The 25593-nt window shown below is 71.9% G+C and carries 21 protein-coding genes; 15 read left to right on the top strand and 6 right to left on the bottom strand.

All coding sequences use genetic code 11. The features are described from left to right. Positions 1 to 3 precede the first annotated feature (3 nt). The 3 genes from cobT (at position 4) to RNB18_RS11980 (ending at position 3611) form a co-directional block, all read left to right on the top strand. Positions 4 to 1092 (top strand): nicotinate-nucleotide--dimethylbenzimidazole phosphoribosyltransferase, encoded by a 1089-nt coding sequence (gene cobT, locus RNB18_RS11970; protein ID WP_311714082.1) that lies wholly within the window; start codon positions 4 to 6, stop codon positions 1090 to 1092. A 61-nt stretch (positions 1093 to 1153) separates the two neighbouring features. Continuing rightward, entirely contained in the window at positions 1154 to 2920 is a 1767-nt protein-coding gene (locus tag RNB18_RS11975) for a phosphatidylglycerol lysyltransferase domain-containing protein (RefSeq protein WP_311714083.1), read from the top strand. A 25-nt stretch (positions 2921 to 2945) separates the two neighbouring features. After that, a complete protein-coding gene (locus RNB18_RS11980; protein ID WP_311714084.1) occupies positions 2946 to 3611 on the top strand; it encodes a hypothetical protein in 666 nt (221 codons plus the stop codon). Positions 3612 to 3630: 19 nt separating this feature from the next. Here the strand turns inward: RNB18_RS11980 and RNB18_RS11985 are convergent, their stop codons facing one another. Next, the gene (locus RNB18_RS11985) at positions 3631 to 4389 is read right to left on the bottom strand and encodes a hypothetical protein (RefSeq protein ID WP_311714085.1); all 759 of its coding nucleotides are present in this window, start codon (positions 4387 to 4389) and stop codon (positions 3631 to 3633) included. 73 nt (positions 4390 to 4462) lie between these two features. On the opposite strand from RNB18_RS11985, the gene RNB18_RS11990 reads away from it, so the two are divergent. After that, positions 4463 to 5245 carry an adenosylcobinamide-GDP ribazoletransferase gene (locus RNB18_RS11990; RefSeq protein WP_311714259.1) on the top strand — a complete coding sequence of 261 codons (783 nt, stop codon included), beginning with the start codon at positions 4463 to 4465 and terminating at the stop codon, positions 5243 to 5245. Here the strand turns inward: RNB18_RS11990 and RNB18_RS11995 are convergent. Further along, a complete protein-coding gene (locus RNB18_RS11995) occupies positions 5242 to 6021 on the bottom strand; it encodes an endo alpha-1,4 polygalactosaminidase (RefSeq protein WP_311714086.1) in 780 nt (259 codons plus the stop codon). The two genes, RNB18_RS11990 and RNB18_RS11995, sit on opposite strands and share 4 nt — an antisense overlap. 229 nt (positions 6022 to 6250) lie before the next feature. Between RNB18_RS11995 and RNB18_RS12000 the strand changes: the two genes are divergently transcribed. The 3 genes from RNB18_RS12000 to sucB all read left to right on the top strand — a co-directional run bounded on the left by RNB18_RS12000 (position 6251) and on the right by sucB (position 11342). Further along, positions 6251 to 7777 (top strand): leucyl aminopeptidase, encoded by a 1527-nt coding sequence (locus tag RNB18_RS12000; protein WP_311714087.1) that lies wholly within the window; start codon positions 6251 to 6253, stop codon positions 7775 to 7777. Between the two features lie 315 nt (positions 7778 to 8092). Then, positions 8093 to 9481 (top strand): dihydrolipoyl dehydrogenase, encoded by a 1389-nt coding sequence (lpdA, locus tag RNB18_RS12005; protein ID WP_311714088.1) that lies wholly within the window; start codon positions 8093 to 8095, stop codon positions 9479 to 9481. A 61-nt stretch (positions 9482 to 9542) separates the two neighbouring features. Further along, positions 9543 to 11342 carry a 2-oxoglutarate dehydrogenase, E2 component, dihydrolipoamide succinyltransferase gene (gene sucB, locus RNB18_RS12010; protein WP_311714089.1) on the top strand — a complete coding sequence of 600 codons (1800 nt, stop codon included), beginning with the start codon at positions 9543 to 9545 and terminating at the stop codon, positions 11340 to 11342. A 59-nt stretch (positions 11343 to 11401) separates the two neighbouring features. Here the strand turns inward: sucB and RNB18_RS12015 are convergent, their stop codons facing one another. Continuing rightward, on the bottom strand, positions 11402 to 12073 hold the full coding sequence (locus RNB18_RS12015) for a hypothetical protein (protein ID WP_311714090.1): 672 nt from the start codon (positions 12071 to 12073) through the stop codon (positions 11402 to 11404). 213 nt (positions 12074 to 12286) lie between these two features. Between RNB18_RS12015 and RNB18_RS12020 the strand changes: the two genes are divergently transcribed. From RNB18_RS12020 to RNB18_RS12035, 4 genes are all read left to right on the top strand, one after another. Continuing rightward, entirely contained in the window at positions 12287 to 12910 is a 624-nt protein-coding gene (locus RNB18_RS12020; protein WP_020115869.1) for a GntR family transcriptional regulator, read from the top strand. Positions 12911 to 13171: 261 nt separating this feature from the next. Continuing rightward, on the top strand, positions 13172 to 15874 hold the full coding sequence (gene aceE / locus RNB18_RS12025; RefSeq protein WP_311714091.1) for a pyruvate dehydrogenase (acetyl-transferring), homodimeric type: 2703 nt from the start codon (positions 13172 to 13174) through the stop codon (positions 15872 to 15874). 76 nt (positions 15875 to 15950) lie between these two features. Next, positions 15951 to 16949: a helix-turn-helix transcriptional regulator gene (locus tag RNB18_RS12030; RefSeq protein WP_311714092.1), complete on the top strand. Its 999-nt coding sequence runs from the start codon at positions 15951 to 15953 to the stop codon at positions 16947 to 16949. 56 nt (positions 16950 to 17005) lie between these two features. Next, on the top strand, positions 17006 to 17524 hold the full coding sequence (locus RNB18_RS12035; protein ID WP_266394061.1) for a DUF4240 domain-containing protein: 519 nt from the start codon (positions 17006 to 17008) through the stop codon (positions 17522 to 17524). A gap of 27 nt (positions 17525 to 17551) precedes the next feature. Here the strand turns inward: RNB18_RS12035 and RNB18_RS12040 are convergent, their stop codons facing one another. After that, on the bottom strand, positions 17552 to 17788 hold the full coding sequence (locus tag RNB18_RS12040; RefSeq protein ID WP_280857097.1) for a hypothetical protein: 237 nt from the start codon (positions 17786 to 17788) through the stop codon (positions 17552 to 17554). Between the two features lie 159 nt (positions 17789 to 17947). Here RNB18_RS12040 and RNB18_RS12045 point away from each other — a divergent pair, with 159 nt between their 5' ends. After that, positions 17948 to 19075, top strand: coding sequence for a lipid II:glycine glycyltransferase FemX (locus RNB18_RS12045; protein WP_311714093.1), 1128 nt, complete (start codon positions 17948 to 17950; stop codon positions 19073 to 19075). Between the two features lie 23 nt (positions 19076 to 19098). On the opposite strand, the gene RNB18_RS12050 is transcribed toward RNB18_RS12045, so the two are convergent. After that, entirely contained in the window at positions 19099 to 19860 is a 762-nt protein-coding gene (locus RNB18_RS12050) for a peptidoglycan recognition protein family protein (protein ID WP_311714260.1), read from the bottom strand. 1202 nt (positions 19861 to 21062) lie between these two features. Here RNB18_RS12050 and RNB18_RS12055 point away from each other — a divergent pair. Beyond that, entirely contained in the window at positions 21063 to 22247 is a 1185-nt protein-coding gene (locus tag RNB18_RS12055) for a MarP family serine protease (protein ID WP_311714261.1), read from the top strand. A 183-nt stretch (positions 22248 to 22430) separates the two neighbouring features. Here RNB18_RS12055 and RNB18_RS12060 read toward each other — a convergent pair whose 3' ends face one another. Further along, on the bottom strand, positions 22431 to 22919 hold the full coding sequence (locus tag RNB18_RS12060; RefSeq protein ID WP_311714094.1) for a GNAT family N-acetyltransferase: 489 nt from the start codon (positions 22917 to 22919) through the stop codon (positions 22431 to 22433). Positions 22920 to 22990: 71 nt separating this feature from the next. On the opposite strand from RNB18_RS12060, the gene RNB18_RS12065 reads away from it, so the two are divergent. Beyond that, on the top strand, positions 22991 to 23884 hold the full coding sequence (locus RNB18_RS12065; RefSeq protein WP_311714095.1) for a TIGR01777 family oxidoreductase: 894 nt from the start codon (positions 22991 to 22993) through the stop codon (positions 23882 to 23884). Between the two features lie 171 nt (positions 23885 to 24055). Next, a complete protein-coding gene (locus tag RNB18_RS12070; protein ID WP_311714096.1) occupies positions 24056 to 25495 on the top strand; it encodes an NAD(P)/FAD-dependent oxidoreductase in 1440 nt (479 codons plus the stop codon). The last annotated feature ends 98 nt before the right edge of the window (positions 25496 to 25593 follow it).

Raw genomic sequence — 25593 nt, forward strand, 5'->3', positions numbered from 1 at the left:
CGAATGAGCTCGCTTAATCTCGACGACTTCACCGATCTGATCGAACGCCCCGACGGCGGGGTGCGTCGCGACGCCGAGGCGCGCCGGGAGCGTCAGATCGTGCCGCCCGGCGCGCTGGGCCGCCTCGACGCCCTGGGTGAGTGGCTGGCCGCGGCGCAGTCGGCGGTACCGGTACGGCCGGTCGAACGGCCGCGGGTCGTGCTGTTCGCCGGTGACCACGGGGTCGCCGAACTGGGCGTCTCGGGGCGGGCCGCGGGCAGCGCCTCGGAGTTGGTGCGGGAGGTCCTGGAGGGCGGCCGTCCGGTGTCGATCCTCGCGCGCCGGCTGGGTGTGCCGGTGCGGGTCGTCGACATGGCGCTGGACTGCGATCCGGCCGAGTTGCCGGAGGATGTCGTACGGCATCGGGTGCGGCGCGGGAGCGGTCGTATCGATGTCGAGGACGCGTTGACCCTCGAGGAGGCGGAGGCCGCCTTCCGGGCCGGGGTCGCGGTGGCGGACGAAGAGGCCGACTCCGGTACGGATCTCGTGGTGCTCGGCGATGTGAGCGTGGGCGGGACCACGGCGGCCGGGGTGCTGGTCGCGGCGCTGTGCGGGACCGACGCGTCCGTCGTGACCGGGCGGGGCGGGACCGGGATCGACGACCTGGCCTGGATGCGCAAGTGCGCGGCGATCCGGGACGCGCTGCGGCGGGCGCGGCCGGTCCTCGGGGACCAGTTGCAGTTGCTGGCGACCGTCGGCGGGGCCGACCTCGCCGCGATCACGGGCTTCCTCCTCCAGAGCGCGGTGCGCAAACTGCCCGTCGTGCTGGACGGGGTGGTCGTGGCCGCCTGTGCGCTGGTGGGTCAGCGGATCGCGTTCCGGGCGCCGGACTGGTGGCTGGCCGGGCAGAACAGCGGTGAGCCGGGACAGACGAAGGCGCTGGACCGGATGGCCCTGGAACCGCTGCTCGACCATGGCGTGACGGTCGGGGAGGGTGCGGGCGGACTGCTGGCGCTGCCGCTGGTGCAGGCCGCGGCGGCGCTGGCCGCTGAGCTGCCGGAGAAGCCCGCGGTTTCCGAGGAGGAGCCGGAGAAGGTGTCCGACGAGGAGTAGTCCAGGACAGGTGAGTGCCCTTGCGACGGAATCGCCGGCGCAACGGGCATGATCGCCCTTCATGGGAGATGTCCGAGTTGCACCTGTTCGGGATGTCCGCCGGTCCACCGGTGCCTCGCGGCGGGCCGCCGGGTTCGCCGTCTGGTACCTGCGGGTCGTCGCGTTCGTCAACTTCCTCAGCGCGGTGTGGGTCTCGCTGGGGCAGGACGTGCGGCGGCACAACCAGGAGGACTTCTTCACGCCGTATCTGCTGACGGCGGGCTTCGCCTCCGGGGTGTTCACGGCCTTCCTCGCCATCACCATGCGGCGGCGCAAGCGCGCGGCGTGGATCCTGAACCTGGTGCTGTCGGGGGCGTTCCTCGCGCTGTTCCTCTTCGCGATGGCGTTCCCGGAGATCCGTCGGTACGCGCAGAACTGGATCTCGCTCGGCCTCACGGCCGCGTTCGTCGCCGCGCTGCTCGTCGGCAGGCGGGAGTTCTACGCCAAGGGTGACCGGTCCAATCCGCGGCTCGCCGCCGCCGTGGCCGTGGGCGGACTGCTCGTGTGCTCGTTGCTGGCCGCGCTGCTGGTGACCGTCACCAACAAGGCCTCCAGGTCCTCGTCCTTCGGGGAACGGTGGTGGTACGGCACGCTGCGGTTGGTCTCCGTCGCCGCCGACGACTCCCGCTTCGACGGGATCCTGACGCCGAACTGGGTCAACGTCGTCATCAACGTGCTCAGCACGATCCTCGTCCTCGCCGTCTTCTACGCCGCTTTCCGCTCCCGGCGTGCGGTCGACGCGCTCACCGAGGACGACGAGCGGCGCCTGAGGGAGCTGCTGGAGCGGCACGGGGAGCGGGACTCGCTCGGGTACTTCGCATTGCGCAGGGAGAAGAGCGTCGTCTGGTCACCGACCGGGAAGGCGGCCGTGACCTACCGGGTCGTCAGCGGGGTCTCGCTGGCCTCCGGCGATCCGATCGGCGACCCGGAGGCCTGGCCGGGGGCGATCGAGCCGTGGCTCGCCGAGGCGCGGGCGCACGGGTGGCTGCCGGCGGTGATGGGCGCGGGTGAGGACGCGGGGACGGTGTACGCGCGGCACGGCCTGAACGCGCTGGAGCTGGGCGACGAGGCGATCGTCGAGGTCGCCGAGTTCACGCTGGAGGGGCGGGCGATGCGGACCGTCCGGCAGGCCTACAACCGGGTCGGACGGGCCGGGTACACGGTACGGGTCCGGCGCCACGAGGACATCCCCGCCGAGGAGATGGCGGCTCTCGTACGGCGTGCGGACGACTGGCGGGACGGTGCCACCGAGCGCGGGTTCAGCATGGCGCTGGGGCGGCTCGGGGACCCGGCGGACGGCCGGTGCGTCGCGCTGGAGTGCAGGGCCGGCGACGGTGAGCTGAAGGCGGTGCTCTCCTTCGTGCCGTGGGGGCCGCACGGGCTGTCCCTCGACCTCATGCGCCGGGACCGCGACGCGGACAACGGACTCATGGAGTTCATGGTCATCGAGCTGCTGAACCGCGCCCAGGAGATCCAGATCACCCAGGTTTCGCTCAACTTCGCCATGTTCCGTTCGGTCTTCGAACGTGGTGCACGTCTTGGTGCCGGGCCGGTGCTGCGGCTGTGGCGGTCGCTGCTCAGCTTCTTCTCGCGCTGGTGGCAGATCGAGTCCCTGTACCGGGCCAACGCCAAGTACCGGCCCATCTGGGAACCCCGGTTCCTGCTCTTCGAGAAGAGCGCGGACCTGCCCCGCATCGGCATCGCCTCGGCCCGCGCGGAGGGGTTCCTGGAGGTGCCGGGACTGCCGGGATGGCTACGGCGGCGGGAGCACCTGAGCACGCACAGATGAGGACCATGGGATGAAGGACCATGGGATGAGGACACTCGCCCGCTGGGCCCGCGCGGAGTGGGGGCCGCTGTACGCCACCGTGCGCGGACCGCTGCTGCGGCGGACGTGGCGGGCGGTCCCCCTGGCGTTGACGGCCGTCGGTCTGACGGCGGCCCTGCACGTCGTGCACAACCAGTCGTGGGGCTACGACGTCGTCCAGGACGTCGGTGCCGTACGCGCCGCGGACCCGCTGTGGCTCGCTCTGCTCCGCACTCCCCTCTCCCTGTTCGTGCCGGCCCTGGACCTGCCGGTGTGGGGCGCGCTGGCGCAGATCCTGTGCGTGTTCGGGATCGCCGAGATCTGTCTGGGCCGGTGGCGGACGCTCGCTCTGGCCTACGCGGCCACGCTCGCCGGCACGCTGTACGCACGCGTGGGCATCTGGCTGGGCCCCGACAGCCCACTCGGCCTGTCCCCCTCGGACGCGCACGTCGTCGACACCGGCCCGTCGGCGGCCGTGGTGGGCCTCGCCGTCTTCCTCGGCCTGCGCTACGGCGCCCGGGTCACCGCGGGTGCCGTCATCGCGTCGATGGTGGCGGAGGTGCTGGTGAAGGAGAACCTCGCCGGCAAGGAACACCTGGCGGCCATCGCGGCGATGCTGGTGCTGTGCGCAATCCCGGCTGCACGTCGGCGGCGTGCGAGGGAGGAGGTCTGACCAGGTTTCCCGCGCTGCGTCAGCGGCGTTCCAGCGACGGGGTCGGGTCCGGTTTGCCGCCGATCAGGTCCTGGAACCTCCGGCGGGGGCCCGACCAGCGCTTGTCGCGGTGGTAGGCGCGCAGGGTGGCCCGGGCGCGGGCGCGCGGGCGGCTGCGGTAGAAGCGCCGGGCCCAGGGTGAACCCGGGCGGGCCAGGCGGATGACACCGATCAGGCCGACGAGCGGGATGATCACGCTGAAGATCGCCATCCGGGTCTTGCCCTTGAGCAGGACGAGCATCGCGAAGAGAAAGTTGACCACCACGCTGCTGATCACGCCGCCGCGGTCCTGGGCCTCCTCCTGCGTCACGTCGTTGACACCGAACGGCGAGAACCCCGCGAGCATCAGGCCGACCAGCGCCGCGGTGAGGACGACGACCTCGACACTCTTGCGGCCCTCCTCGGTCCAGTAGACGTCGTCGAGATGCAGGATCAGCGCGAACTCGTCCAGCACCAGACCCGCGCCCATGCCGAAGACGACCGCGCACAGCCCCGCCACGAAACCGTGCCGCCCGCTCGCGACCGCGCCGAAACCGCCGACGACGGTGAGGACGACTCCGGGCACCACGTGGTGAATGTGCACCCCTCCGGTGCTGACGTTGCCGAAAGGGCCCTTGCCCGCCCGGATGAGCCGGGTGATGACCCGTGTGATCAGGAAGGTCAGTACGAACGCGGTCAGGGCGAGGAGCAGTGGCAGCTTGCCCGGTTCCACGATGTTGCGCTCCAGCCAGTGACCCATGTCCCCAGTCTCAGACCGGCGGGGGTGGGCCGCCCGGCGGCCACGGCGTCCGGGCTACCCTGCCGACGTGTCCATGACCCCACCCCCGCTCGACGGCCTCCGCTTCGCCTTCGGCACGCTCAGCGTGCTCCCCGTGAAGGTGACCCGCTGGGACCGGGAGGCGGCACGCGGCGGCATGCTGTGCGCTCCGCTGGTCGGGGTGGCACTGGGGTGCGGGTCGGCCGCGCTGGGCCTCCTGCTCCTGGCCCTGGGCTCCTCCGCACTGCTCGCCGCGGTCGCCACGGTCGCCGTACCGGCGGTCCTCACGCGGGGCCTGCACCTCGACGGCCTCGCGGACACCGCCGACGGCCTGGGCAGCGGCAAGCCCGCCGAGAACGCCCTGCGGATCATGAAGCAGTCGGACATCGGACCCTTCGGGGTGATCACCCTCGTCTTCGTGCTGCTCGCCCAAGTGGCCGCGCTGTCGCAGCTGTACGGCGACTCGTGGGCGCGGGGTGCGACGGCGGCGGTGGTCTCGGCGACGGCCGCGCGCCTGGTGCTGACGCTGGCGGCCCGCGCCGGGGTCCCGCCGGCCAGGCCGGAGGGACTGGGGGCCGCGGTGGCGGGGGTGGTCCCCGTACGGGGTGCGGTGCCGGTGGCCGTCGCGGTGACGCTGGGGGCGGCCGGAGCGGGGGCGCTCCTCGGGTCGTACGACATCGTCCGCACGGTCCTGGCGGTCGCCGCCGCCGTGGGAGCGGCCGAGCTTCTCCTGCGGCACTGCACGCGCCGCTTCGGCGGAGTGACCGGGGACGTGTTCGGAGGGCTGGCGGAGACGGCGGCGACGACGGCACTGGTGATCCTGTCGATGAACGTCTAACAGGCCTCGCGCCACACCCCGAGCTCGTACTTCTTCAGCATCGAACTCAGCTTCAGCCGCCGGGACTCGGCGCAGAAGCGGCTTGTGGGCAGTTCGTACTCGACGTGGAAGACCGCCTTGTCCGCCTTGACGAACGGCTCCATGTCCGCGCATTCGGCGTACTGCGCGCACTGCTCGTTGACCGCGAAGTCGAAGTCCCCCACCAGCTCCGGGATCTGGTCGAGGTCGTTCTTCAGGCCGACCGACAGTCCGCGGTCGTGGGCCATTTCGGCGATCAGACGGTTGTAGCGGAGCTGGTCCGCCGCCGTCAGTCCGAAGCCCGTGCGGTTCTTGTAGCCGTCCATGTTGTCCGGCTCCACCGCGTCGAAGCCCTTCTCGCGGCACATGTCGAGGCGGTCCGCCATCAGCGGTTCCAGGGCGTCCGTGGCGCGGATGTCGAGCCAGCGCTCCCCCTCCCAGCCGTTGCCGCGCCCTATCACCGACTTGGGGAACTTGTCGGCGTCGGGGCGCCAGTCCTCCCACGCGCCGGTGGAGAGGTAGCAGATGACCTTGCGGCCCTCGCGGTGCAGGGACGACACCACCGCCTTGGACTGGTCGAAGCCGTCGATGTCGTACACCGGCACGTCCACGGACGTGTCGACGCGGCCGGTCAGCTGCCACTGCCAGGCGACGCCCGGGCGGGGCCGCCAACGGGCGTCGCCGGACGCGGAGTCGGGGGTGGTCGAGCATCCCGTCACCAGGAGGAGCAGGGTGACGAGCAGGAGAGGGCGCTTCAACGGACGGGCTCCAGACAGTGCGACGGCTTACCCAGGGATGATCTCGTGTGCCGCAGCCGGAGGTACGCTCGGCCGACCCGAGCGTAGGCTCGTCCCGGGTGGTCGCCGACAGGGGTGAAGGCCCCGATCGGGGCCCGTGCTCGGACACGAAATAGGGTCGGCCGTCGGGCCCGGTCGACCCACCCGCTCGACCCCAGCAACTTCACATCGGAAGCGAGAATTCACCACCGTGACTGCTCTCACTCTCAGCACCTCCGCGGCGCCCGGCCTGCGGGCCGACGCGATCGTGATCGGTGTCGCCAAAGGCGCGAAGGGCCTGGTAGTGGCGCCGGGCGCCGAATCCGTGGACAAGGCCTACGACGGCACGCTCGCCGGCGTCCTGGAGACCCTCGGTGCCTCCGGCGCCGAGGGCGAGGTGACGAAGCTGCCGGCGCCCTCCGGCATCAAGTCGCCGCTCGTGGTGGCCGTGGGCCTGGGCGCCGAGCCCGAGAAGGACTCCTCCTTCGACCCGGAGGCGCTGCGCAAGGCCGCCGGTGTCGCCGCCCGCGCGCTGACCGGCGCGAAGAAGGCCGTGTTCGTACTGCCGCTCGGCGACGCCGCCGACCTCGGCGCGGTCGCCGAGGGCGTGCTGCTCGGGGCGTACTCCTTCACCACCTACAAGGAGAACGCCAAGGACGCCAAGGCGAAGAACGGCAAGGCTCCGCTGGCCGAGGCCGCGCTGCTGGGCGGCAAGCCGCGGGACGCCGCGTACAAGGCCGCGCTCGCCCGGGCCACCGCGGTCGCCGCGGAGCTCAACCGCGCGCGCGACCTCGTCAACATGCCGCCGAACGACCTGAACCCCGAGGTCTTCGCCTCGATCGTGCAGGCCGCGGGCAAGGAGCACGGCCTCAAGGTGCAGGTGCTCGACGTGAAGGCGCTGGAGAAGGGCGGCTACGGCGGCATCCTCGGCGTCGGCGCGGGGTCGGCGTCGGGGCCGCGGCTGGTGAAGCTGTCGTACACCTCGTCCAAGGCGAAGAAGCACCTCGCGCTGGTCGGCAAGGGGATCACGTACGACTCGGGCGGCATCTCGCTGAAGCCGGCGGGTCACAACGAGACGATGAAGTGCGACATGAGCGGGGCGGCGGCGGTGTTCGCGGCCGTGGTCTCGGCCGCGCGTCTGGGTCTCGAGGTCAATGTCACCGGGTGGCTGGCGCTCGCCGAGAACATGCCGTCGGGGTCGGCCACGCGCCCCGGCGACGTGCTGCGGATGTACAGCGGCAAGACCGTTGAGGTGCTCAACACCGACGCGGAGGGGCGGCTCGTCCTCGCGGACGCTCTGTGGGCGGCGTCCCAGGAGAAGCCGGACGCCATCGTGGATGTCGCGACCCTCACCGGCGCGATGATGCTGGCGCTCGGCAGCCGGACGTTCGGGATCATGGCCAACGACGACGCGTTCCGCTCCGCGGTGTACGAGGCCGCCGAGGAGGTCGGGGAGCCTGCCTGGCCGATGCCGCTGCCGGAGCACCTGCGCAAGGGCATGGACTCTCCCACCGCCGACATCGCGAACATGGGTGAGCGGATGGGCGGTGGGCTGGTCGCCGGGCTCTTCCTGCGGGAGTTCGTGGGTGAGGGGATCACCTGGGCGCACCTCGACATCGCGGGTCCCGCGTTCAACGACGGCGGTCCGTTCGGGTACACCCCGAAGGGCGGGACGGGGACGGCGGTGCGGACGCTGGTGCGGCTGGCGGAGTTGACTGCCTCGGGTGACCTGGGGTGATGTTCGCCCACTAGCTCGGTCCCTGAGGGGCGTGGGCGGCTGCGGGCCCGTTGTGGCTCGTCGCGCCCGCGCGGCGGAGCCGCATACCGATACAGCCCCGCGCCCCTTCAGGCGTCTCACCGCGGCCCTCGTTCTCATGTGAGCGTGTGGTGTCTCACACCCCGGCCCGGCGTCTCGTTCAGGGCTGACAAGTGCGAAGATGGGGCTCGGCAGGACAGGGCCCCCACCACAGGGCCGAAGAAAGAGCGGCCGGACACCAGCCGCCGCGCGGTCACTGGAGACCGGCGTACGGCGCACATGCATGGAGGACGTGACGTGGCGAACGACGCCAGCACCGTTTTCGACCTAGTGATCCTCGGCGGTGGTAGTGGCGGTTACGCCGCGGCCCTGCGCGGGGCTCAGCTGGGGCTTGACGTCGCCCTGATCGAGAAGGACAAGGTCGGCGGTACCTGCCTGCACCGGGGATGCATCCCCACCAAGGCCCTGCTGCACGCGGGCGAGATCGCCGACCAGGCCCGCGAGAGCGAGCAGTTCGGTGTGAAGGCCACCTTCGAGGGCATCGACATCGCCGGGGTGCACAAGTACAAGGACGGCGTGGTCGCCGGCCTGTACAAGGGCCTCCAGGGGCTTGTCGCCTCCCGGAAGGTCCACTACATCGAGGGTGAGGGCCGGCTCTCGTCGCCGACCTCCGTCGATGTCAACGGACAGCGCATCCAGGGCCGCCACGTGCTCCTCGCGACCGGCTCCGTGCCGAAGTCGCTGCCGGGCCTGGAGATCGACGGCAACCGGATCATCTCCTCGGACCACGCCCTCGTCCTGGACCGCGTGCCGAAGTCCGCGATCATCCTGGGCGGCGGTGTCATCGGCGTCGAGTTCGCCTCGGCGTGGAAGTCCTTCGGGTCGGACATCACGATCATCGAGGGTCTCAAGCACCTCGCCCCGCTCGAGGACGAGAACTCCTCCAAGCTGCTCGAGCGCGCGTTCCGCAAGCGCGGCATCAAGTTCAACCTGGGCACCTTCTTCCAGAAGGCCGAGTACACCCAGGACGGCGTCAAGGTCACCCTCGCCGACGGCAAGGAGTTCGAGGCCGAGGTGCTGCTGGTGGCCGTCGGCCGCGGGCCCGTCTCCGCCGGTCTCGGTTACGAGGAGCAGGGCGTCGCGATGGACCGCGGCTACGTCCTGGTCGACGAGTACATGCGCACCAACGTCCCGACCATCTCCGCCGTCGGTGACCTGGTTCCCACGCTCCAGCTCGCGCACGTCGGCTTCGCCGAGGGCATCCTGGTCGCGGAGCGTCTGGCCGGTCTGAAGACCGTTCCGCTCGACTACGACGGCGTCCCGCGGGTGACCTACTGCCACCCCGAGGTCGCCTCCGTGGGCATCACCGAGGCCAAGGCCAAGGAGATCTACGGCGCGGACAAGGTCGTCGCTCTGAAGTACAACCTCGCGGGCAACGGCAAGAGCAAGATCCTGGGCACCGCGGGCGAGATCAAGCTCGTCCAGGTGAAGGACGGTGCCGTGGTCGGCGTCCACATGGTCGGCGACCGCATGGGCGAGCAGGTCGGCGAGGCCCAGCTGATCTACAACTGGGAGGCGCTGCCGGCCGAGGTCGCCCAGCTCATCCACGCCCACCCGACGCAGAGCGAGGCGCTCGGCGAGGCGCACCTGGCCCTTGCGGGCAAGCCGCTGCACGCGCACGACTGATCCCTCGGTCGACGAAGCGACGATCACAGACTTCCGCAATTCGTAAGGAGCAACCGAAACCATGGCGGTTTCCGTAACCCTTCCGGCGCTCGGCGAGAGCGTCACCGAGGGCACCGTCACCCGCTGGCTGAAGGCCGAGGGTGAGCGTGTAGAGGCCGACGAGCCGCTGCTCGAGGTGTCGACCGACAAGGTCGACACCGAGATCCCCTCCCCCGCCGCCGGCATCCTGGCCTCCATCAAGGTCGCCGAGGACGAGACGGTCGAGGTCGGCGCCGAGCTGGCCGTGATCGACGACGGCACCGGCGCCCCCGCCGCTGCCCCGGCACCGGCCGCCGAGCCGGTCGCCGAGCCCGCCCCGGAGCCGGCTCAGGCGGCCCCGTCCACCGAGCAGGCCGCCCCCGCGCCCGCTCCCACCGCAGAGGCCGCTTCCGGCGGCGGCTCCGCCGAGGGCACGGACGTCGTCCTGCCCGCGCTGGGCGAGTCCGTCACCGAGGGCACCGTCACCCGGTGGCTGAAGGAGGTCGGCGAGGAGGTCGCGGAGGACGAGCCCCTGCTCGAGGTCTCCACGGACAAGGTCGACACCGAGATCCCGGCGCCGGTCGCCGGCGTCCTGCTGGAGATCGTGGTCGGCGAGGACGAGACGGCCGAGGTCGGCGCGAAGCTCGCCGTCATCGGCGCCCCCGGCGCGGCTCCGGCCGCTGCTCCGGCCCCCGCCGCTCCGGCCCCGGCTGCCGAGGCCCCCGCCCCGGCTCCGGCCCCCGCGGCTCCGGCTCCGGCTCCGGCTCCTGCTCCTGCCCCGCAGGCGCCCTCGGCTCCGGCCCCGCAGCAGCAGACGGCTCCGGCTCCCGACCCGGCGCCCGCCGCTCCGGCTCCGGCGCCCGCCCCGGTCACCCCGGCCCCGGCTCCCGCCGCGACCTCCGGTGACGACGGCGCCTACGTCACCCCGCTGGTGCGCAAGCTCGCCGCCGAGAACGGCGTCGACCTGGCAGCGGTCAAGGGCACCGGCGTCGGCGGCCGTGTCCGCAAGCAGGACGTCATCGCCGCCGCCGAGGCCGCGAAGGCCGCCGCCGCTGCTCCGGCTCCCGCCGCTGCCGCTCCGGCTGCCGCCGCCAAGAAGGCGCCGTCCCTGGAGGCCTCCCCCCTCCGTGGCCAGACCGTCAAGATGCCGCGCATCCGCAAGGTCATCGGCGACAACATGGTCAAGGCGCTGCACGAGCAGGCGCAGCTGTCCTCGGTCGTCGAGGTCGACGTCACGCGTCTGATGAAGCTCCGCGGCCGGGCGAAGGACTCCTTCGCGGCCCGTGAGGGCGTCAAGCTCTCCCCGATGCCGTTCTTCGTCAAGGCCGCGGCCCAGGCGCTGAAGGCGCACGCGCCCGTCAACGCCCGGATCAACGTGGACGAGGGCACGATCACCTACTTCGACACCGAGAACATCGGTATCGCGGTGGACTCCGAGAAGGGCCTGATGACCCCGGTCATCAAGCACGCGGGCGACCTCAACATCGCCGGCATCGCCAAGGCCACGGCGGAGCTCGCGGGCAAGGTCCGCGCGAACAAGATCACGCCCGACGAGCTGTCCGGCGCGACCTTCACCATCTCCAACACCGGTTCGCGCGGTGCGCTCTTCGACACGATCATCGTGCCGCCGGGCCAGGTCGCGATCCTCGGTATCGGTGCCACGGTCAAGCGTCCGGCGGTCATCGAGACCGAGGAGGGCACGGTCATCGGCATCCGCGACATGACCTACCTGACCCTCTCCTACGACCACCGTCTGGTGGACGGCGCCGACGCGGCCCGTTACCTGACCGCGGTCAAGGCGATCCTGGAGGCGGGCGAGTTCGAGGTCGAGCTCGGCCTGTAAGCCTCAGAAGTGCCTGCACGGTGCCCCGTCCGGAACTCTCCGGACGGGGCACCGTCGTCTCACCGGGGCGTCAGCGTCCTGTCCGACCAGCCCCACAGCTCCTCCACCCACACGTTGGGGACGGACAGCTTGGGCGCGGGCGTGAGCCGCTTCGTCCGGTACGCCTTCAGGACGTCGTAGGTGGCGTCCAGGCAGTCCCGCGAGGTGAGTTTCCCGTTCCTCGGGTCGACCCCGACGAGGAAGCCGCGGGCCTCGACCGTGCGGATCATGGCGCGGGCGTTGTTTACGTCGTGGGACGAGGACTTGGTGCAGCGGTAGCGGCTGTAGGGGTGTTCGGAGGTGCCGGGGTAGTGGGCGTCGGTGGACATGTCGCTGAGCATGCGGTTGTACGACCCCTCCGCGTGCCAGGCCCCGATGTCACCGCCCGGCGGGGTGTAGAGCTTCGCGCTGGGGTTCTCGACGGCGCCGTAGACCCAGCGTCCGGTGCCCGGGACCTTGAAGCCCCAGCCGACGTGACCGAACTTCTGTGCCCCGTCGGGCTTGACGAAGACGCAGGCGGCGCCGCTGCCCCGGGTCGCGCCCGCCATGCCGGTGATCGCTCCGGTCGCTCCGGTACTGCTCTGTGTCGCATCGGCCGTCGCCCGTGTGGCCGACTGGCCGCAGCCCGTCACGGCGACGATCGCGCCGATCACGGCCGCCAACGCCAGTCCGCGCTGTCCCCCGATGTTCATGCCGTCCCCCTGTGGTGCGAAGGGGCGCCCCGCGCGGGAACCCCTGACGAACGCGACACTTCTCGGAGCCGTGGGGTTCCGTGTCTTGACAGAAGTCGTGCGGCTGGGAGCGTGTAAGCCTCGTCTCACCTGCATGAAAGCGCCCCCGTGCGCCCCTCCCGGACGGGCACGCGGCCTTATTGTCTAAACGTCAAACGCCCTTAAGGAGCTCTCATGACCGCGCCCGTCGTCCACTCGCTGCGCGAACAGATCCGCGAGCACATCGTGGAGGGGATCGTCAGCGGGCGCTGGCAGCCGGGTGAGCGGATCGTGGAGCGCCGTATCGCGACCGAGCTGGAGGTCAGCCAGACGCCGGTGCGGGAGGCGCTGCGCGAGCTGGAGTCACTGCGGCTGATCGAGTCCGCGCCGAACAAGGGCGTACGGGTGCGGAATCTGACGGCGGCCGACCTGGAGGAGAGCTACCCCGTGCGGGCCGGTCTTGAGGCCATCGCGGCGGAGCTGGCGGCGGAGCGGCTGGCGCAGGACTGCTCGGCCCTGGAGCCGCATGTCGCCGCGCTCTACGAGGCCGACCGCGACTCGGACGGCACGGGGCAGGTGCGGCACACGGTGGGTTTCCACCGCGAGTTGGTGCGGGCGGCCGGCAACTCGGTGCTGCTGCACACCTGGGAGGGCCTGGGCATCGAGGTCTTCACCGCTCTGTCGATCCGCTGGCTGGGGACGGTCCAGCAGTCGTACGCGGAGGAGCACGAGGAGCTGGTGGCGGCGTTCAAGCGCCGGGACCCGCGGATCCCGGAGATCGTGAAGGCGCATGTCCTGGGGTGCGCGCCGAGGGCCTGACGCAGCCGAGCACACCTGCGCTCACCTGCGGAAACCCTTCGAAAACAAGGCACCCGGTGTCTCCGTCGGAGGCACCGGGTGCCTACTTTCTCGTCATCGAGAAGTTTTGCCTCTCAACCCTTTGATCGATCATCGATCAGCGAGTTAGAGTCCTCGACGGGCCCTTACCGGGGCCCTCCGCCCTGTCCTGCCAAAGACAAAGGGCACCCCCGAAACCCTGCCTGATTGAGGGAACCCCCTTCGACTGAGGAAGGCGGCGACATGACCGACCCCTACGCCATCCAGCCGAGCGAGCTCGACCAGCTCCCCGACCGGGACCCCGAGGAGACCGCCGAATGGCAGGCCTCGCTGGACGCGGTCGCCAAGGCGGCCGGCCCGCACCGTGCCGCGTACCTGATGCGCCGCACGCTGGAGAGGGCGGAGGGCAACGGCATCGCGCTGCCGAAGCTCCTCGAGACCGACTACGTCAACACCATCCCCACCCCCGCCGAGCCGTCCGCGCCCGGTGACGAGGAGATGGAGCGGAAGATCACCGCGTGGAACCGCTGGAACGCGGCCGCGATGGTCACCCGCGGCTCCAAATACGGCGTGGGCGGCCACATCGCCACCTTCGCCTCCGCGGCCTGGCTCTACGAGACCGGCTTCAACCACTTCTTCAAGGGCAAGGAGGCCGACGGGTCCGGCGACCAGCTCTACATCCAGGGCCACGCCTCCCCCGGCATCTACGCCCGCGCCTTCCTCGACGGCCGGCTGGACGAGCAGCAGCTCGACAACTTCCGCCGCGAGTCGGGCGGCAACGGCCTCCCGTCGTACCCGCACCCCCGCCGCCTGCCCTGGCTGTGGGAGTTCCCGACGGTGTCGATGGGCCTCGGCCCGCTCTCCGCGATCTACCAGGCGCGCTTCAACCGCTACCTGACGGCCCGCGGCATCAAGGACGTCTCGGACTCCCATGTCTGGGCCTTCCTCGGCGACGGCGAGATGGACGAGCCGGAGTCCACGGCGGCACTCGCGCTCGCGAGCCGCGAGGGCCTCGACAACCTCACCTTCGTCATCAACTGCAACCTGCAGCGCCTCGACGGCCCGGTCCGCGCGAACTTCAAGATCGTGCAGGAGCTGGAGGCCCAGTTCCGCGGCGCCGGCTGGAACGTCATCAAGTCGCTGTGGGGCAACGCCTGGGACGAGCTGTTCCGGCTCGACACCACGGGCGCGCTCGTGCGACGGCTCCGCGAGGTACCCGACGCGCAGGTGCAGACGTACCAGACGCGCGACGCCGCCTACATCCGCCAGGACTTCTTCGGCAAGGACCCGGCGCTGGTCGAGATGGCGAAGCTGCTGTCCGACGACAAGATCCTCGAGTGTTTCCACCTCTCCCGCGGTGGCCATGAGGCGCGCAAGGTGTACGCCGCCTACAAGGCCGCCGTCGAGTTCAAGGGCGCGCCGACGGTCATCCTGGCCCAGACGGTCAAGGGCCACACCCTCGGCGAGGGCTTCGCGTCGAAGAACGCCAACCACCAGATGAAGAAGCTGACGGTGGACGAGTTCAAGACCATGCGTGACCTGCTTGAACTGCCCATCAAGGACAGTGACTTCGTCGACGGCGTGGTCCCCTACGGCCACCCGGGCGCCGACTCCCCCGAGGTCCGCTACCTCCAGGAGCGCCGCGCGGCCCTCGGCGGTCCGGCCCCGGCCCGCCGGGTGCACCCGGTGGCCCCGCTGCCGGCCCCCGCCGAGAAGGCCTTCGCCTCCTTCGACAAGGGCTCGGGTTCGCAGAACGTGGCCACCACCATGGCCTTCGTCCGCCTGATCAAGGACCTGGTCCGCGACAAGGAGACGGGCAAGCGCTGGGTGCCGATCGTCCCCGACGAGGCGCGCACCTTCGGTATGGAGTCGCTGTTCCCGTCGCTCGGGATCTACTCCCCCAAGGGCCAGACGTACGAGCCGGTCGACCGCGACCAGCTGATGTACTACAAGGAGGCCCAGAACGGCCAGATCCTCAACGAGGGGATCACCGAGGCCGGTTCGATGGCCGACTTCATCGCCGCGTCCACCGCGTACGCGACGCACGGCGAGGCGATGATCCCGTTCTACATCTTCTACTCGATGTTCGGATGGCAGCGCACGGCCGACCAGATGTGGCAGCTCGGCGACCAGCTGGGCCGCGGCTTCCTCGTCGGCGCCACGGCGGGCCGTACCACGCTGACGGGCGAGGGCCTGCAGCACGCGGACGGTCACTCGCCGGTGATCGCGGCGACGAACCCGGCGGCGCTCACGTACGACCCGGCGTTCGCGTACGAGGTCGCCACGATCGTGCGCGACGGCATCCGCCGTATGTACGGCGAGGCGGCGCCCGGTGAGGACCCGAACGTCTTCTACTACCTGACGGTCTACAACGAGCCGCTTCCGCAGCCCGCCAAGCCGTCCGGTCCGGGCATCGACGAGGGCGTCGTCAAGGGTCTGTACCGCTTCAACACGGCGGAGTCCGCGGGCCTTTCCCCGGCCGCCAACGCCGCCCGCATCCAGCTGCTGGGCTCCGGCACGGCGATCCACTGGGTGCTGAAGGCGCAGCGGATGCTGGCCGAGGAGTGGGGCGTGGCGGCCGACGTGTGGTCCGCGACGTCCTGGACGGAACTCCGCCGCGACGCGCTGGAGGCCGACGCCGGTCTGCTGCGCGGCGAGGAGCGGGTCCCGTACGTCCGTCAGGCGCTGCACGGTGCCGAGGGCCCGGTCCTCGCGGTCTCCGACTACATGCGCCAGGTCCCGGACCAGATCGCGCAGTGGGTCGAGCAGGACTGGTCCTCGCTCGGCGCGGACGGCTTCGGCCTCTCCGACACCCGCGAGGGCGCCCGCCGCCACTTCGGCGTCGACGCGGAGTCCGTCGTGGTCGCGGCCCTGGCCCAGCTTGCCCGGCGCGGCGAGGTCAAGGCGACGGCAGTGAAGGAAGCACGGGAGAAGTACGGGCTGTAAGAGCCCGGGCTTCGATGAAGGGGTACGGCGGCCGCCGTACCCCTTCGCTGTCAGTGGCCCCCGGCATCATGAAGCCATGCGTGCTGCCCGTCTCATCAAAATGGTGCTGCTCCTCCAATCTCGTCCCTCCATGACCGCCGCCGAGCTGGCGCGGGAGTTGGAGGTGTCGGAGCGGACGGTCACCCGGGATGCGCAGGCGTTGTCGGAGGCCGGGGTCCCGGTGTATGCGGACCGGGGCAGGGCGGGCGGGTACCGCCTCATCGGCGGCTATCGCACCCGCCTCACCGGCCTGGCCCGCGGCGAGGCGGAGGCGCTGTTCCTGTCCGGTGTGCCGGGGGCGCTGCGCGAGATGGGGCTCGAGGACGCCGCCTCCGCCGCCCGGCTGAAGGTGTCGGCCGCGCTGCTCCCCTCCCTCAGCGACGCCTCCCGTACGGCCGCTCAGCGGTTCCATCTCGACGCGCCCAACTGGTTCACCGAGCCGAAGTCCCCCGAGCTGCTGCCCGCCGTCGCCGACGCCGTGTGGGACGACAGACGGGTCAGTGCGCGCTACAGCGGCCGTGAGCGCGAGGTGGAGCGGGAGCTGGAGCCGTACGGGCTCGTGCTCAAGGCGGGCGTCTGGTACCTGTGCGCGCGGATCCCGCGGGCCGGCTCCTTCCGGGTGTACCGCATCGACCGGTTCGCGGCGGTGACGGCCGCCGGGGAACGCTTCGAGCGCGACGAGGAGTTCGACCTGCCCGGGTTCTGGGAGGAGCGCGCCGAACAGTTCGCACGCTCGATCCTGCGGGCCGAGGTCGTCGTACGGCTGTCCGAAGCGGGGGCACGCAGGCTGCCGTACGCCGTCGATCCCGCCGGTCCCGCCCGGGAGGCACTGGCGGCCGCCGGGCCGCCGGACGACGACGGGTGGGTGACGGTGACCCTCCCGGTGGAGTCCGAGGAGGTCGCCCACGCGCAGCTCGCGTCGCTGGGGCCGGAGGCCGAGGTACTGGCCCCGGAGAGTCTGCGGGCGCGGTTCGCGAGGGACGCCGTACGTCTGGCGGGGCTGTACGCCAGGGACGGGATCCTGTTCGGGACATAACAATCCGCCGCACTCCACGTGCGCCCCACCCTTCCAGGCCCGATGCTGGACCCGTGATGGACGAGACGGAGTTCTGGGAGCTGGTGGACGCCACCCGCGAGGCCGCCGAGGGCGACCCCGAGGAGCAGGCCGACCTGCTGGTGGACCGACTCCTGGCGCTGGACCCGGACATGGTCCTCGACTTCGCCCGTCACTTCGAGGCCCGCTTCAACCGTGCCTACACCTGGGACCTGTGGGGCGCCGCCTGGATCCTGCTGGACGGGGTGAGCGACGACGCGTTCGACTCCTTCCGGTGCTGGCTGATCGGCCAGGGGCGCGAGGTCTACGAGGGTGGCGTGCACGACCCCGACTCGCTCGCCGACCTGCTGGCCGACTTCGACGAGGAGATCGACGGCGACGGCGAGGAACTGGGCTACGCGGCCGACGAGGCCTACGAGCAGCTCACCGGTACCGTCGCTCCCGACCTGGGCATCCCGCCGGGGGCCTCCGAGCCGCTCGGTGCGCCGGTCGACCTGGAGAGCGACCGGGTACTCGCGGAGCGGTATCCCAAGCTGTGGGACCGGTTCAGGGGCTGAGTCCCGGTCAGGCCGCTCGCACAGTGTTCAGGCCGCCGTCGTGGCCCTTCGCCGGGTCGTGTCCGTCGGGATGTACGCCTGGGTCTGGTCGGCCTTCACCGCGTGGTGCATCGGGGCCGCGTTGGCCTGGTCGAGCGCGGACGCGGTGACGGCGGCCGGGCCGAGGATCACGGCCGCGACGGCGCAGACGACCGCCCAGGGTCCGCGGGCGGTCCGGGTCCATCCGCCGGCCTTCTCCGTGGTGTTCGTGTGACTGCTGTTCATTTCTTCCCCACCTCCAGTCAGTGCGTGTGCATGACGATAGGGCGGCTGTTTCGGAGTGGTCCTTGAGTCGCCTACGAGAAAGCTGTGAGGGCTCGGGCTCTTGACCCCTGCCGTGACTCCCGGCTTACCGTGGCCGCCCCGAACAGGAGCACCCCGCCCATGACCAGCCCGTATGTGCGCGAGATCACGCGCGAGGAACATCTCGCCCACCTGCGGCTGCACCCCGACGCGAGCCATCTCCAGATCCCCGAGTGGGCCGACGTGAAGCCCGACTGGCTGGCGGAGAGCGTCGGCTGGTTCGAGGGCGAGGCGATGCTCGCGACGGCACTCGTCCTGTACCGGCCGCTGCCCGGCACCCGGCGCTGTCTCGCCTACCTCCCCGACGGGCCCGCGATCGACTGGCGCGACCCGCGACCGGAGCGCCTGCTGGATCCGCTGGTCGCCCACCTGGAGAAGCGGGGGGCGTTCTCGGTGCGGATCGGGCCACCCGTCGTCGTGCGGCACTGGGACCCCGAGACGGTGACGGCGGGCATCGCCGACCCCGACGTACGCCATGTGCGCGAGGTGCCCGCGGCCGGCGTCGACGGGTTCGCGCTGGACGCCGGGGAGCGGCTGCGCGGGCTGGGGTGGCGGCGGTGCGCGCAGGACGAGGACAGCGGCTTCGGGCTCGGGCAGCCGCGCTACGGCTGTCACATCCCGCTCACGGGCCGCTCGGTGGACGAGCTGCGCGAAGCCCTCGCACCGCACTTCGAGCAGTCCCTGCGCACGGCCGAGTCGGCGGGCGTCCGGGTCTCCTGGGGGACGGCCGCCGATCTGCCCGACTTCTATCGTCTCTATGCCGCGACCGCCGCCCACGACGGCTTCCGGGCCCGCCCGCCGGTCTACTTCCGGCGCATGTGGGAGGCCATGAACGCCGAGGACTCCGACCGGCTGCGGCTCTATCTCGCCGAGTACGACGGCGAGGTGCTCTCCGCCGCGCTGATGATCAACGTCGGTTCCCGCGTCTGGCACTCCTACGCCGCGTCCGGTCGCCGGGGGCGGGAACTGCGGCCCAGCAGCGCGCTGTTGTGGCGGATGCTGTGCGATGCGCGGGCGGCCGGTGCCGAGACGTACGACCTGCGTTCGGTGAACCCCTCCCTCGGCGAGGACCGCCTGCTGGGCCGGCTCCGCTTCAAGACGGGGGCGGGCGGCCGGGTCGTGGAGTACCTCGGCGAGTGGGAACGGCCGGTGGGGCTCCAGGGCAGGGTGTTGCAGCGGGCGTTGGGGGTCTATCTCGGGCGCAGGTGACCCGACAGTGGGGGCTCGGTGGGTCAGGTCCGGCCCTGGAGGCGGGCCGCCGTCTCCCTGATCTGCGGCAGCCGTGCCCTGAGGGCGGCGCCGGGACAGGTCGTCATGTAGCCGTCGCCGTGGCCGGCGAGGGCGGGCAGCTTCGCGGTGGTGCCGGCGGCGTAGCGGCTGAGGCTGTTGCTGGAGGTGAGACGGACGGTGGTGCGCGGGTCGATGCCGGTGAGGCCGAGTTTCCAGGCGGCCAGTGCGGCGATCGCGTCGGTCATCGCCCGCGGGACGTGGACGCCCGCGGTGAAGGTGCCGATGGCGGCGATGCCCGCCGTGCGGTGGTTGAAGCCCTGGGTGTGGGCACCGGTGACGGGTCGGTCGACGCCGCCCGCCCGGCCCTCGTAGATGGTGCCGCAGCGGTCGACGAGGAAGTTGTAGCCGATGTCGTCCCAGTCCCGGGCGCCGGTCTGGCCGGCGGCGAGGTAGCGGATGATGCGGGGTGTGTCGGCGCAGTCGTAGCCGTTGGGCGAGTCGGTGTGGTGCACGAAGACCGCGAGCACCTTGTCGTCGTAGTGCGGGGGCGGTGGGGTGCGGGCGGCGGAGTTCGCCTCACCGGTGCCGGAGGCCCACACCGACCGCGGCACGATGTGCGGCCTGGCCGCGTGGTGCGCGACGAGCCCGTGCCGGGCCACTTCGGCAGTAGGCCTGGCGTCCACCGCGCGCTCGACACCGTTGACACACAGCACAAGCCCGAGGACGGCACCGAGCCCGGGAACACACCCGAGCAACACCCGCACGGCGGCCGGAAGCACCCACGCGGACCGCGCCGCGGGGCCGCCGAGGGTCACGGGCCCGGCGGGGGCCGCCGACGGTACGGGACTCTCGGACCCCACGGGGGCCGCAGTCGGTACGGGACGCTCGGGCCTGGCGAGGGCCGCCGACCTGATGGGAGTCGCGGGACGGATGGGGGCCGTCGGCCGAACCGAAGCGGCAGCCCCAGAGGAGACCGCAGACCCGTCAGCAGCCTCCACCCTGTCCGGTCCGGCTGTCCCAGCAGAAACCACACGCCCGTCGGCGGCCGCCGGACGTGCGGGGACCGCAGGCCCGGCAGACGCCTCCACCCCTGCAGGGACCGTATGCCCGGCAGACGCCGTCGGACGGGCAGGAACGTCGGGCCCAGCGGAGGCCGAAGACCCGGCAGGAGCCGCAGGCGCGGGAGGAACCTCAGGCCCGGGGGAAGCAGTGGGGCTGACGGGATCGGCGGGCCCGGCAGACACCGCCGGGGCGACTGGACCGGTGAGCCCGGCCGACGCCACAGGCCCGACAGACCCCGTCGACCCGGCGGAAGCCGTAGGGCTGCCAGGATCGGCCGGCCCGGCACAAGCCCCCGCCCCAGCAGAAGCCGCAGGCCCCACCGGAACCGTAGACCCAGCAGACGCCGCCGGGGCGACTGGACCGGCGAGCCCGGCCGACGCCGCAGGTGCCGTCGACTCGGCGGAAGCCGTAGGGCTGGCAGGATCGGCGGGCCCAGCAGAAGCCGCAGGCCCCACCGGAACCTCAGGCCCAGCGGAAGGCGTCGGGCGGGAGGACGCTGCAGGATCAGCAGACGCCGTTGGGCCGACAGGAGCGGCGGGCCCGGTCGGCGCCGCAGGGCTGTCGGGAACCGTAGACCCGGCGGTGGCGGTCGCCGAGCGGTGTTTGTGGGGTAGTCGGCTTTGGAGCGCGAGGCCTATTCGGCTCGCGTCGCGTATTCGGGCCGCGAGTCCTGTACGGCTCGCGTCACGTATTCGGGCCGTCCGCCGACTTCGCATCCCCCGCGCTCTTCGGACACGCATGGCTCCACTCTCGGCCGGATCCGCTCCGTCCGCGATGTGTGCTGTGCCACCCGGTGGAACCATCGTCCTGGTCCGCGACGTTTTCCCAGGTGCACGCACGCGTGCCGCTGATCACTGGACGCCTCGCCTGCGTACTGAAGGTTCCGAGAGAGAAGGGCGGCTCCGTGGACGTGCTCGACATCCTGCTGTTGCTGGTGATCGCCGCCTATGCGGCCTCCGGCTACCGGCGCGGCCTGGTGGCCGGCTGTGTCTCGTTCGCCGGGTTCGTCGGCGGCGCGGTCGTGGGCGTGTGGGTGCTGCCGTGGATGATGGACCTGGTGGCACCGGGGAGCACGGCCGCGACGGTGACCGCGGTGCTGACCGTGCTGGTCCCGGCCGCGGTGGGCCACGAGCTGGCGGGCCGGCTGGCGCTCAGGCTGCGCCGGGAGCTGGACCAGGGGCCGCTGAGAGTCGCGGACGGGGTCGGCGGGGCCGCCGCCAACTCCGTGGCCGTGCTCATCGTGGCCTGGGTCGCCGCAAGCGTGCTCGGCGCGTCCTCGTCCCCGCTGGTCACCACCGCCATCCGGGACTCCGCCCTGCTCGGCGCCGTCCAGGACTCCATGCCGGAGACCACGCCGTCCTGGTTCTCCCGGGCCACCTCCGCGCTGACCGAGGCGGGCTTCCCGCAGGTCTTCAACCCGTTCGAGAACGAGTCGACGGCCGAGGTCGCCAAGCCCACCGGCGACAGCGTCACAGCCGCCGCCACCAACGCGGCCAAGCTCAGCACCGTCAAGATCGAGGGCGCCTCCGGCACCCAGGGCCGCGAGGGCAGCGGCTTCGTGTACGCCCCGCAGCACGTGATGACCAACGCCCACGTGGTGGCCGGCATCGACGAGCCGAGCGTCCGGGTCGGCGGGGTCGGGCAGCCGTACAAGGCACGGGTGGTGCTGTTCGATCCGAACAGGGACGTGGCCGTGCTGTACGTCCCGGACCTCCGGGCGCCGGTCCTGCGCTTCGACGACAGCGCCTCGCGGGGCGACTCCGCGGTGGTCGCGGGCTATCCGCAGGACGGTGACCTGAACCTCCAGGCGGCCACGGTGGCCAACCGGGTGAAGGCGACCGGCCAGAACATCTACAGCGACGCCACCGTCACCCGCGAGATCTACTCGATCCGCTCCACCGTCCGCCCCGGCAACTCCGGCGGCCCGCTGCTGACCGCCTCCGGCAAGGTCTACGGCGTGGTCTTCGCCCGCTCCACCTCCGACAACGAGACGGGCTATGTCCTGACGGTCGACGAGGTCGCCGGCGACGCCGAGAAGGCGGCGGACGCCACGTCGCCGGTGGACACGGGCGAGCTGGTCACGTCGTAACGCGCCGGCCTCCCGGATGATGGGACCACGGTCTCGCACGGCACCGGTCCCGCACCGGTCCCGCATGGCACCCCGGAGGCTCCCCCGTGCCCGTGTTCTTCCTGCTCTCGCTGCTCGTGGCGGGGGTCGCGCTCTGCCTCGTGGTGCGCAGACGCCGTACGACCGCCGCGGCCGACCAGGTCCTCAGAGACTGCGCCCCATGAGCACGTCGTCGACGTACTCCCCCGCCAGCAGGAACTCCTCGGGCAGCACGCCCTCGACCGCGAAGCCCTCGGACTCGTAGAGCCCCCGGGCGGGCGTGTTGTGCCCGAGGACGCGCAGGGTGAGGCGGCGGGCGCCCCGGCGCCGGGCCTCCTCGGTGATCGCGCGGATCAGCGCCCGGCCGACACCGCGGCCCCGGGCCCGGGCGCTGACGACGAAACCCTGGATCTGGCGCACATGCGCGCTCGCCTCGAGCCCGGTCGGGAAACCGAGACGGATGTACCCGAGGATGCGGCGGTCTGCCTCGGCGACCAGACAGTCGTCGGGGAGGTGCCGCTCGTCGAAGAACGGCCGGTAGGGCGGCTGCTGCTCGGGCAGGACGTCGTGCAGGGGCGACCATTCGGCACGTTCGAGGCGGGCCAGCTCCTCCTCGTCGTCGGGGAGGGCGAGGCGTATGGACAGCTGGGACATGACCGCCACCCTACGGTGGAGGTACCGGAACCAGACATCGCTCTTACGCACCCACCAGGCAGGATGAGGTCATGCAACTTTCAAGAATCGCGGTGGCCGGAGCATCCGGACTGATCGGCTCGGCGCTGACGCGGTCCCTGACCGCGGACGGGCACGAGGTGGTGCGGCTGGTGCGCCGAGAGCCCAAGGACGGGACCGAGGTCCGGTGGGACCCCGAGGCCGGGCGGGTCGACACGGCCGGGCTCGCCGGGTGCGACGCCGTGGTCAACCTCGCCGGGGCGGGGGTCGGTTCCCGCCGCTGGACGGACGCGTACAAGAAGCGGATCCACGACAGCCGGGTCAACGGCACGACCGCCCTCGCCAAGGCCGTCGCCGCCCTGGACGAGCCGCCGCGGGTCTTCGTGAACGGCAGCGCGATGGGGTACTACGGCGAGACCGGCGACCGGATCGTCGACGAGAACTCCCCCGCAGGCCAGGGCTTCCTGCCCGAGCTGTGCGTGGAGTGGGAGGGGGCGGCCGCGCCCGCGCAACAGGCCGGCGTACGGACCGCGTTCACCCGCACCGGGCTCGTCGTGGGCCGCGGGGGCGGGGCCTGGGGCAAGCTGTTCCCGCTGTTCCAGGCGGGGCTCGGCGGACGGATGGGCGACGGGCGGCAGTACTGGTCGTTCATCGCGCTGCACGACGAGGTGGCCGCGATCCGCCATCTCCTGGAGACCGACGGGCTGTCCGGACCCTTCAACCTCACCGCCCCGCAGCCCCTGACGAACCGTGAGATCACCGAGGCCATGGGCCGCGTGCTGCACCGGCCGACCCTCTTCACCGTCCCCGCGCCGGTCCTGCGGGCCGTGCTCGGCGAGATGGCCGGGGACGTGCTCGGCAGCGCACGGGTGCGGCCGACGCGGCTGCTGGAGTCGGGGTTCACGTTCGCGTTCCCGGACATCGAGGGGGCGATCCGGGCCGCGTGAGGGTTCCAGTGGCCGTCTGTGACGACATGCGACCGGTGTGCGACCGTGCCCTGTCGATGCGCGACTGTTCCTGACCGGTCACCGCCCTACCCTCGATCCGAACTCGGGTATCCCCGGAGCCTGTTGGGGGCATGACGTCCCCACCGGCCGCGCAACCTCGAGGAGGGGCACGTGCTTGAGCCCGCGTACCAGGCGGACGTCGTGATCGTGGGAGCCGGGGTCGCCGGACTCTCCGCGGCGCATCGGCTGACCAGTCAAGGAGTGACCGTCGCGGTATTGGAGGCCGCCCCGTGTGTGGGCGGCCGGATGTCGACGGAGAAGGTCGACGGCTTCCGGCTCGACCGGATCGGACAGCTGCTGTCCACGGCGTATCCCGAACTACGGCTCGCGCCCGGGCTCGACGGGCTCGTGCTGCGGCCCTTCGCGCCGGGCGTCCTGCTGCACGGCGACGGACGCCACCACCGCGTGGACGCTCCGGCGGGCGCCCGGAGCGCAAGGGGCGCACTGCATGCGGTGCGCGCCCTGGCGAGCGCCCCTCGGGGGATGCCGGGGCCGAGGTTGGTGGCCGCATCCCGGAGGGCCGCATCGCGGAGGGCCACGTTCCGGGTGCTGCCCGGTGCCGGTCAGGGGACCGCGTCCAGGGCCGCCCGCGCGGCCGCGCCGCTCGGCGGTGCCGTCGACCAGGCCCGGCTCGGTGCCGCGCTCACCCGGTTCTCCACCGTGCCCGTCGAACGCCTCCTCGCCCGGCCGGAGTTGCCCGCCGGGCAGTCGCTCGCGGCCCGGGGGCTGCCCGCGCGCACGATCGACGGCTTCCTGCGTCCCCTGCTCGCCGCCCTGCTGTGCGACCCCGCGCTGACGACGTCCAGCCGATGCGCCGACCTCGCGCTGCGGGCCTTCGCGGGTGGGCGGCTGTGCGTGCCCGAGGGCGGCGCGGAGACGCTTCCGGAACTGCTCGCGCAGACGCTGCCGACGGGAACCGTGCACACGGGGGTGCGGGTCACGTCCGTCGCGACGACGTCGGTGACCACGGCCGAGCACGGCGAGATCCGGTGCCGGGCGGTGCTGCTGGCAACGGACGCGCGGGCCGCGGCCGAGCTGCTGCCGGGGTTGCGGGTGCCGGACTTCCACCCGGTGACGGTCGTCCACCACACGACCGACGAACCGCCCCGCACGGGTTCCGCGCTGCTGCTCGACGCCGACCGCGGCGGCCCGGTGGCCCACACGGCGGTGATCAGCGAGGTCGACCCGAGCCGGGCCCCTTCGGGCCGGGCCCTGATCTCCTCGACGGTCCTGGGCACCCCTCCTCCGGACCTGGAGACGGCCGTACGCACCCACCTGGGCCGCCTGTACGGCACGCCGACTCACCGCTGGGAGACCCTGGCGGTCCACCACACCCGGGAGGCGGTCCCGGCCATGCCCGCCCCGCACGACCTGCGCCGCCCGGTACGCCTGCTGGCCGGCCTGTACGTGTGCGGCGACCACCGGGACACCAGCACGGTCCAGGGCGCCCTGCACTCGGCCCACCGCGCGGCCACGGCTATCGTGAGGGACCTGGGAGTGGCGGGCTCCATGCATAGGGCTGATCCGTTGCCAACGACGCGGGCCGCTTGAGACCGACGTGACACCCGCGCCCCCAAGGGGCGCGGGGAACTGCGCGACCAGCCACAACTCAGTCGCACACGGCATACAAACGGTCGGAGTTACGGCGA

The organism is Streptomyces doebereineriae (genome assembly GCF_031845645.1).
GTDB lineage: Bacteria > Actinomycetota > Actinomycetes > Streptomycetales > Streptomycetaceae > Streptomyces > Streptomyces canus.

Bases quoted from the DNA above. Each gene is read 5' to 3' on its own strand.
- cobT (WP_311714082.1), top strand. From the start codon at position 4: ATGAGCTCGCTTAATCTCGACGACTTCACCGATCTGATCGAACGCCCC.
- RNB18_RS12015 (WP_311714090.1), bottom strand. From the start codon at position 12,073: ATGAACATCGGGGGACAGCGCGGACTGGCGTTGGCGGCCGTGATCGGC.
- sucB (WP_311714089.1), top strand. From the start codon at position 9,543: ATGGCGGTTTCCGTAACCCTTCCGGCGCTCGGCGAGAGCGTCACCGAG.
- RNB18_RS11975 (WP_311714083.1), top strand. From the start codon at position 1,154: ATGGGAGATGTCCGAGTTGCACCTGTTCGGGATGTCCGCCGGTCCACC.
- RNB18_RS12040 (WP_280857097.1), bottom strand. From the start codon at position 17,788: ATGAACAGCAGTCACACGAACACCACGGAGAAGGCCGGCGGATGGACC.
- RNB18_RS12065 (WP_311714095.1), top strand. From the start codon at position 22,991: ATGCAACTTTCAAGAATCGCGGTGGCCGGAGCATCCGGACTGATCGGC.
- RNB18_RS11985 (WP_311714085.1), bottom strand. From the start codon at position 4,389: ATGGGTCACTGGCTGGAGCGCAACATCGTGGAACCGGGCAAGCTGCCA.
- RNB18_RS12030 (WP_311714092.1), top strand. From the start codon at position 15,951: ATGCGTGCTGCCCGTCTCATCAAAATGGTGCTGCTCCTCCAATCTCGT.
- RNB18_RS12045 (WP_311714093.1), top strand. From the start codon at position 17,948: ATGACCAGCCCGTATGTGCGCGAGATCACGCGCGAGGAACATCTCGCC.
- RNB18_RS11990 (WP_311714259.1), top strand. From the start codon at position 4,463: ATGACCCCACCCCCGCTCGACGGCCTCCGCTTCGCCTTCGGCACGCTC.
- RNB18_RS12020 (WP_020115869.1), top strand. From the start codon at position 12,287: ATGACCGCGCCCGTCGTCCACTCGCTGCGCGAACAGATCCGCGAGCAC.
- RNB18_RS12060 (WP_311714094.1), bottom strand. From the start codon at position 22,919: ATGTCCCAGCTGTCCATACGCCTCGCCCTCCCCGACGACGAGGAGGAG.
- aceE (WP_311714091.1), top strand. From the start codon at position 13,172: ATGACCGACCCCTACGCCATCCAGCCGAGCGAGCTCGACCAGCTCCCC.
- RNB18_RS11980 (WP_311714084.1), top strand. From the start codon at position 2,946: ATGAGGACACTCGCCCGCTGGGCCCGCGCGGAGTGGGGGCCGCTGTAC.
- RNB18_RS12035 (WP_266394061.1), top strand. From the start codon at position 17,006: ATGGACGAGACGGAGTTCTGGGAGCTGGTGGACGCCACCCGCGAGGCC.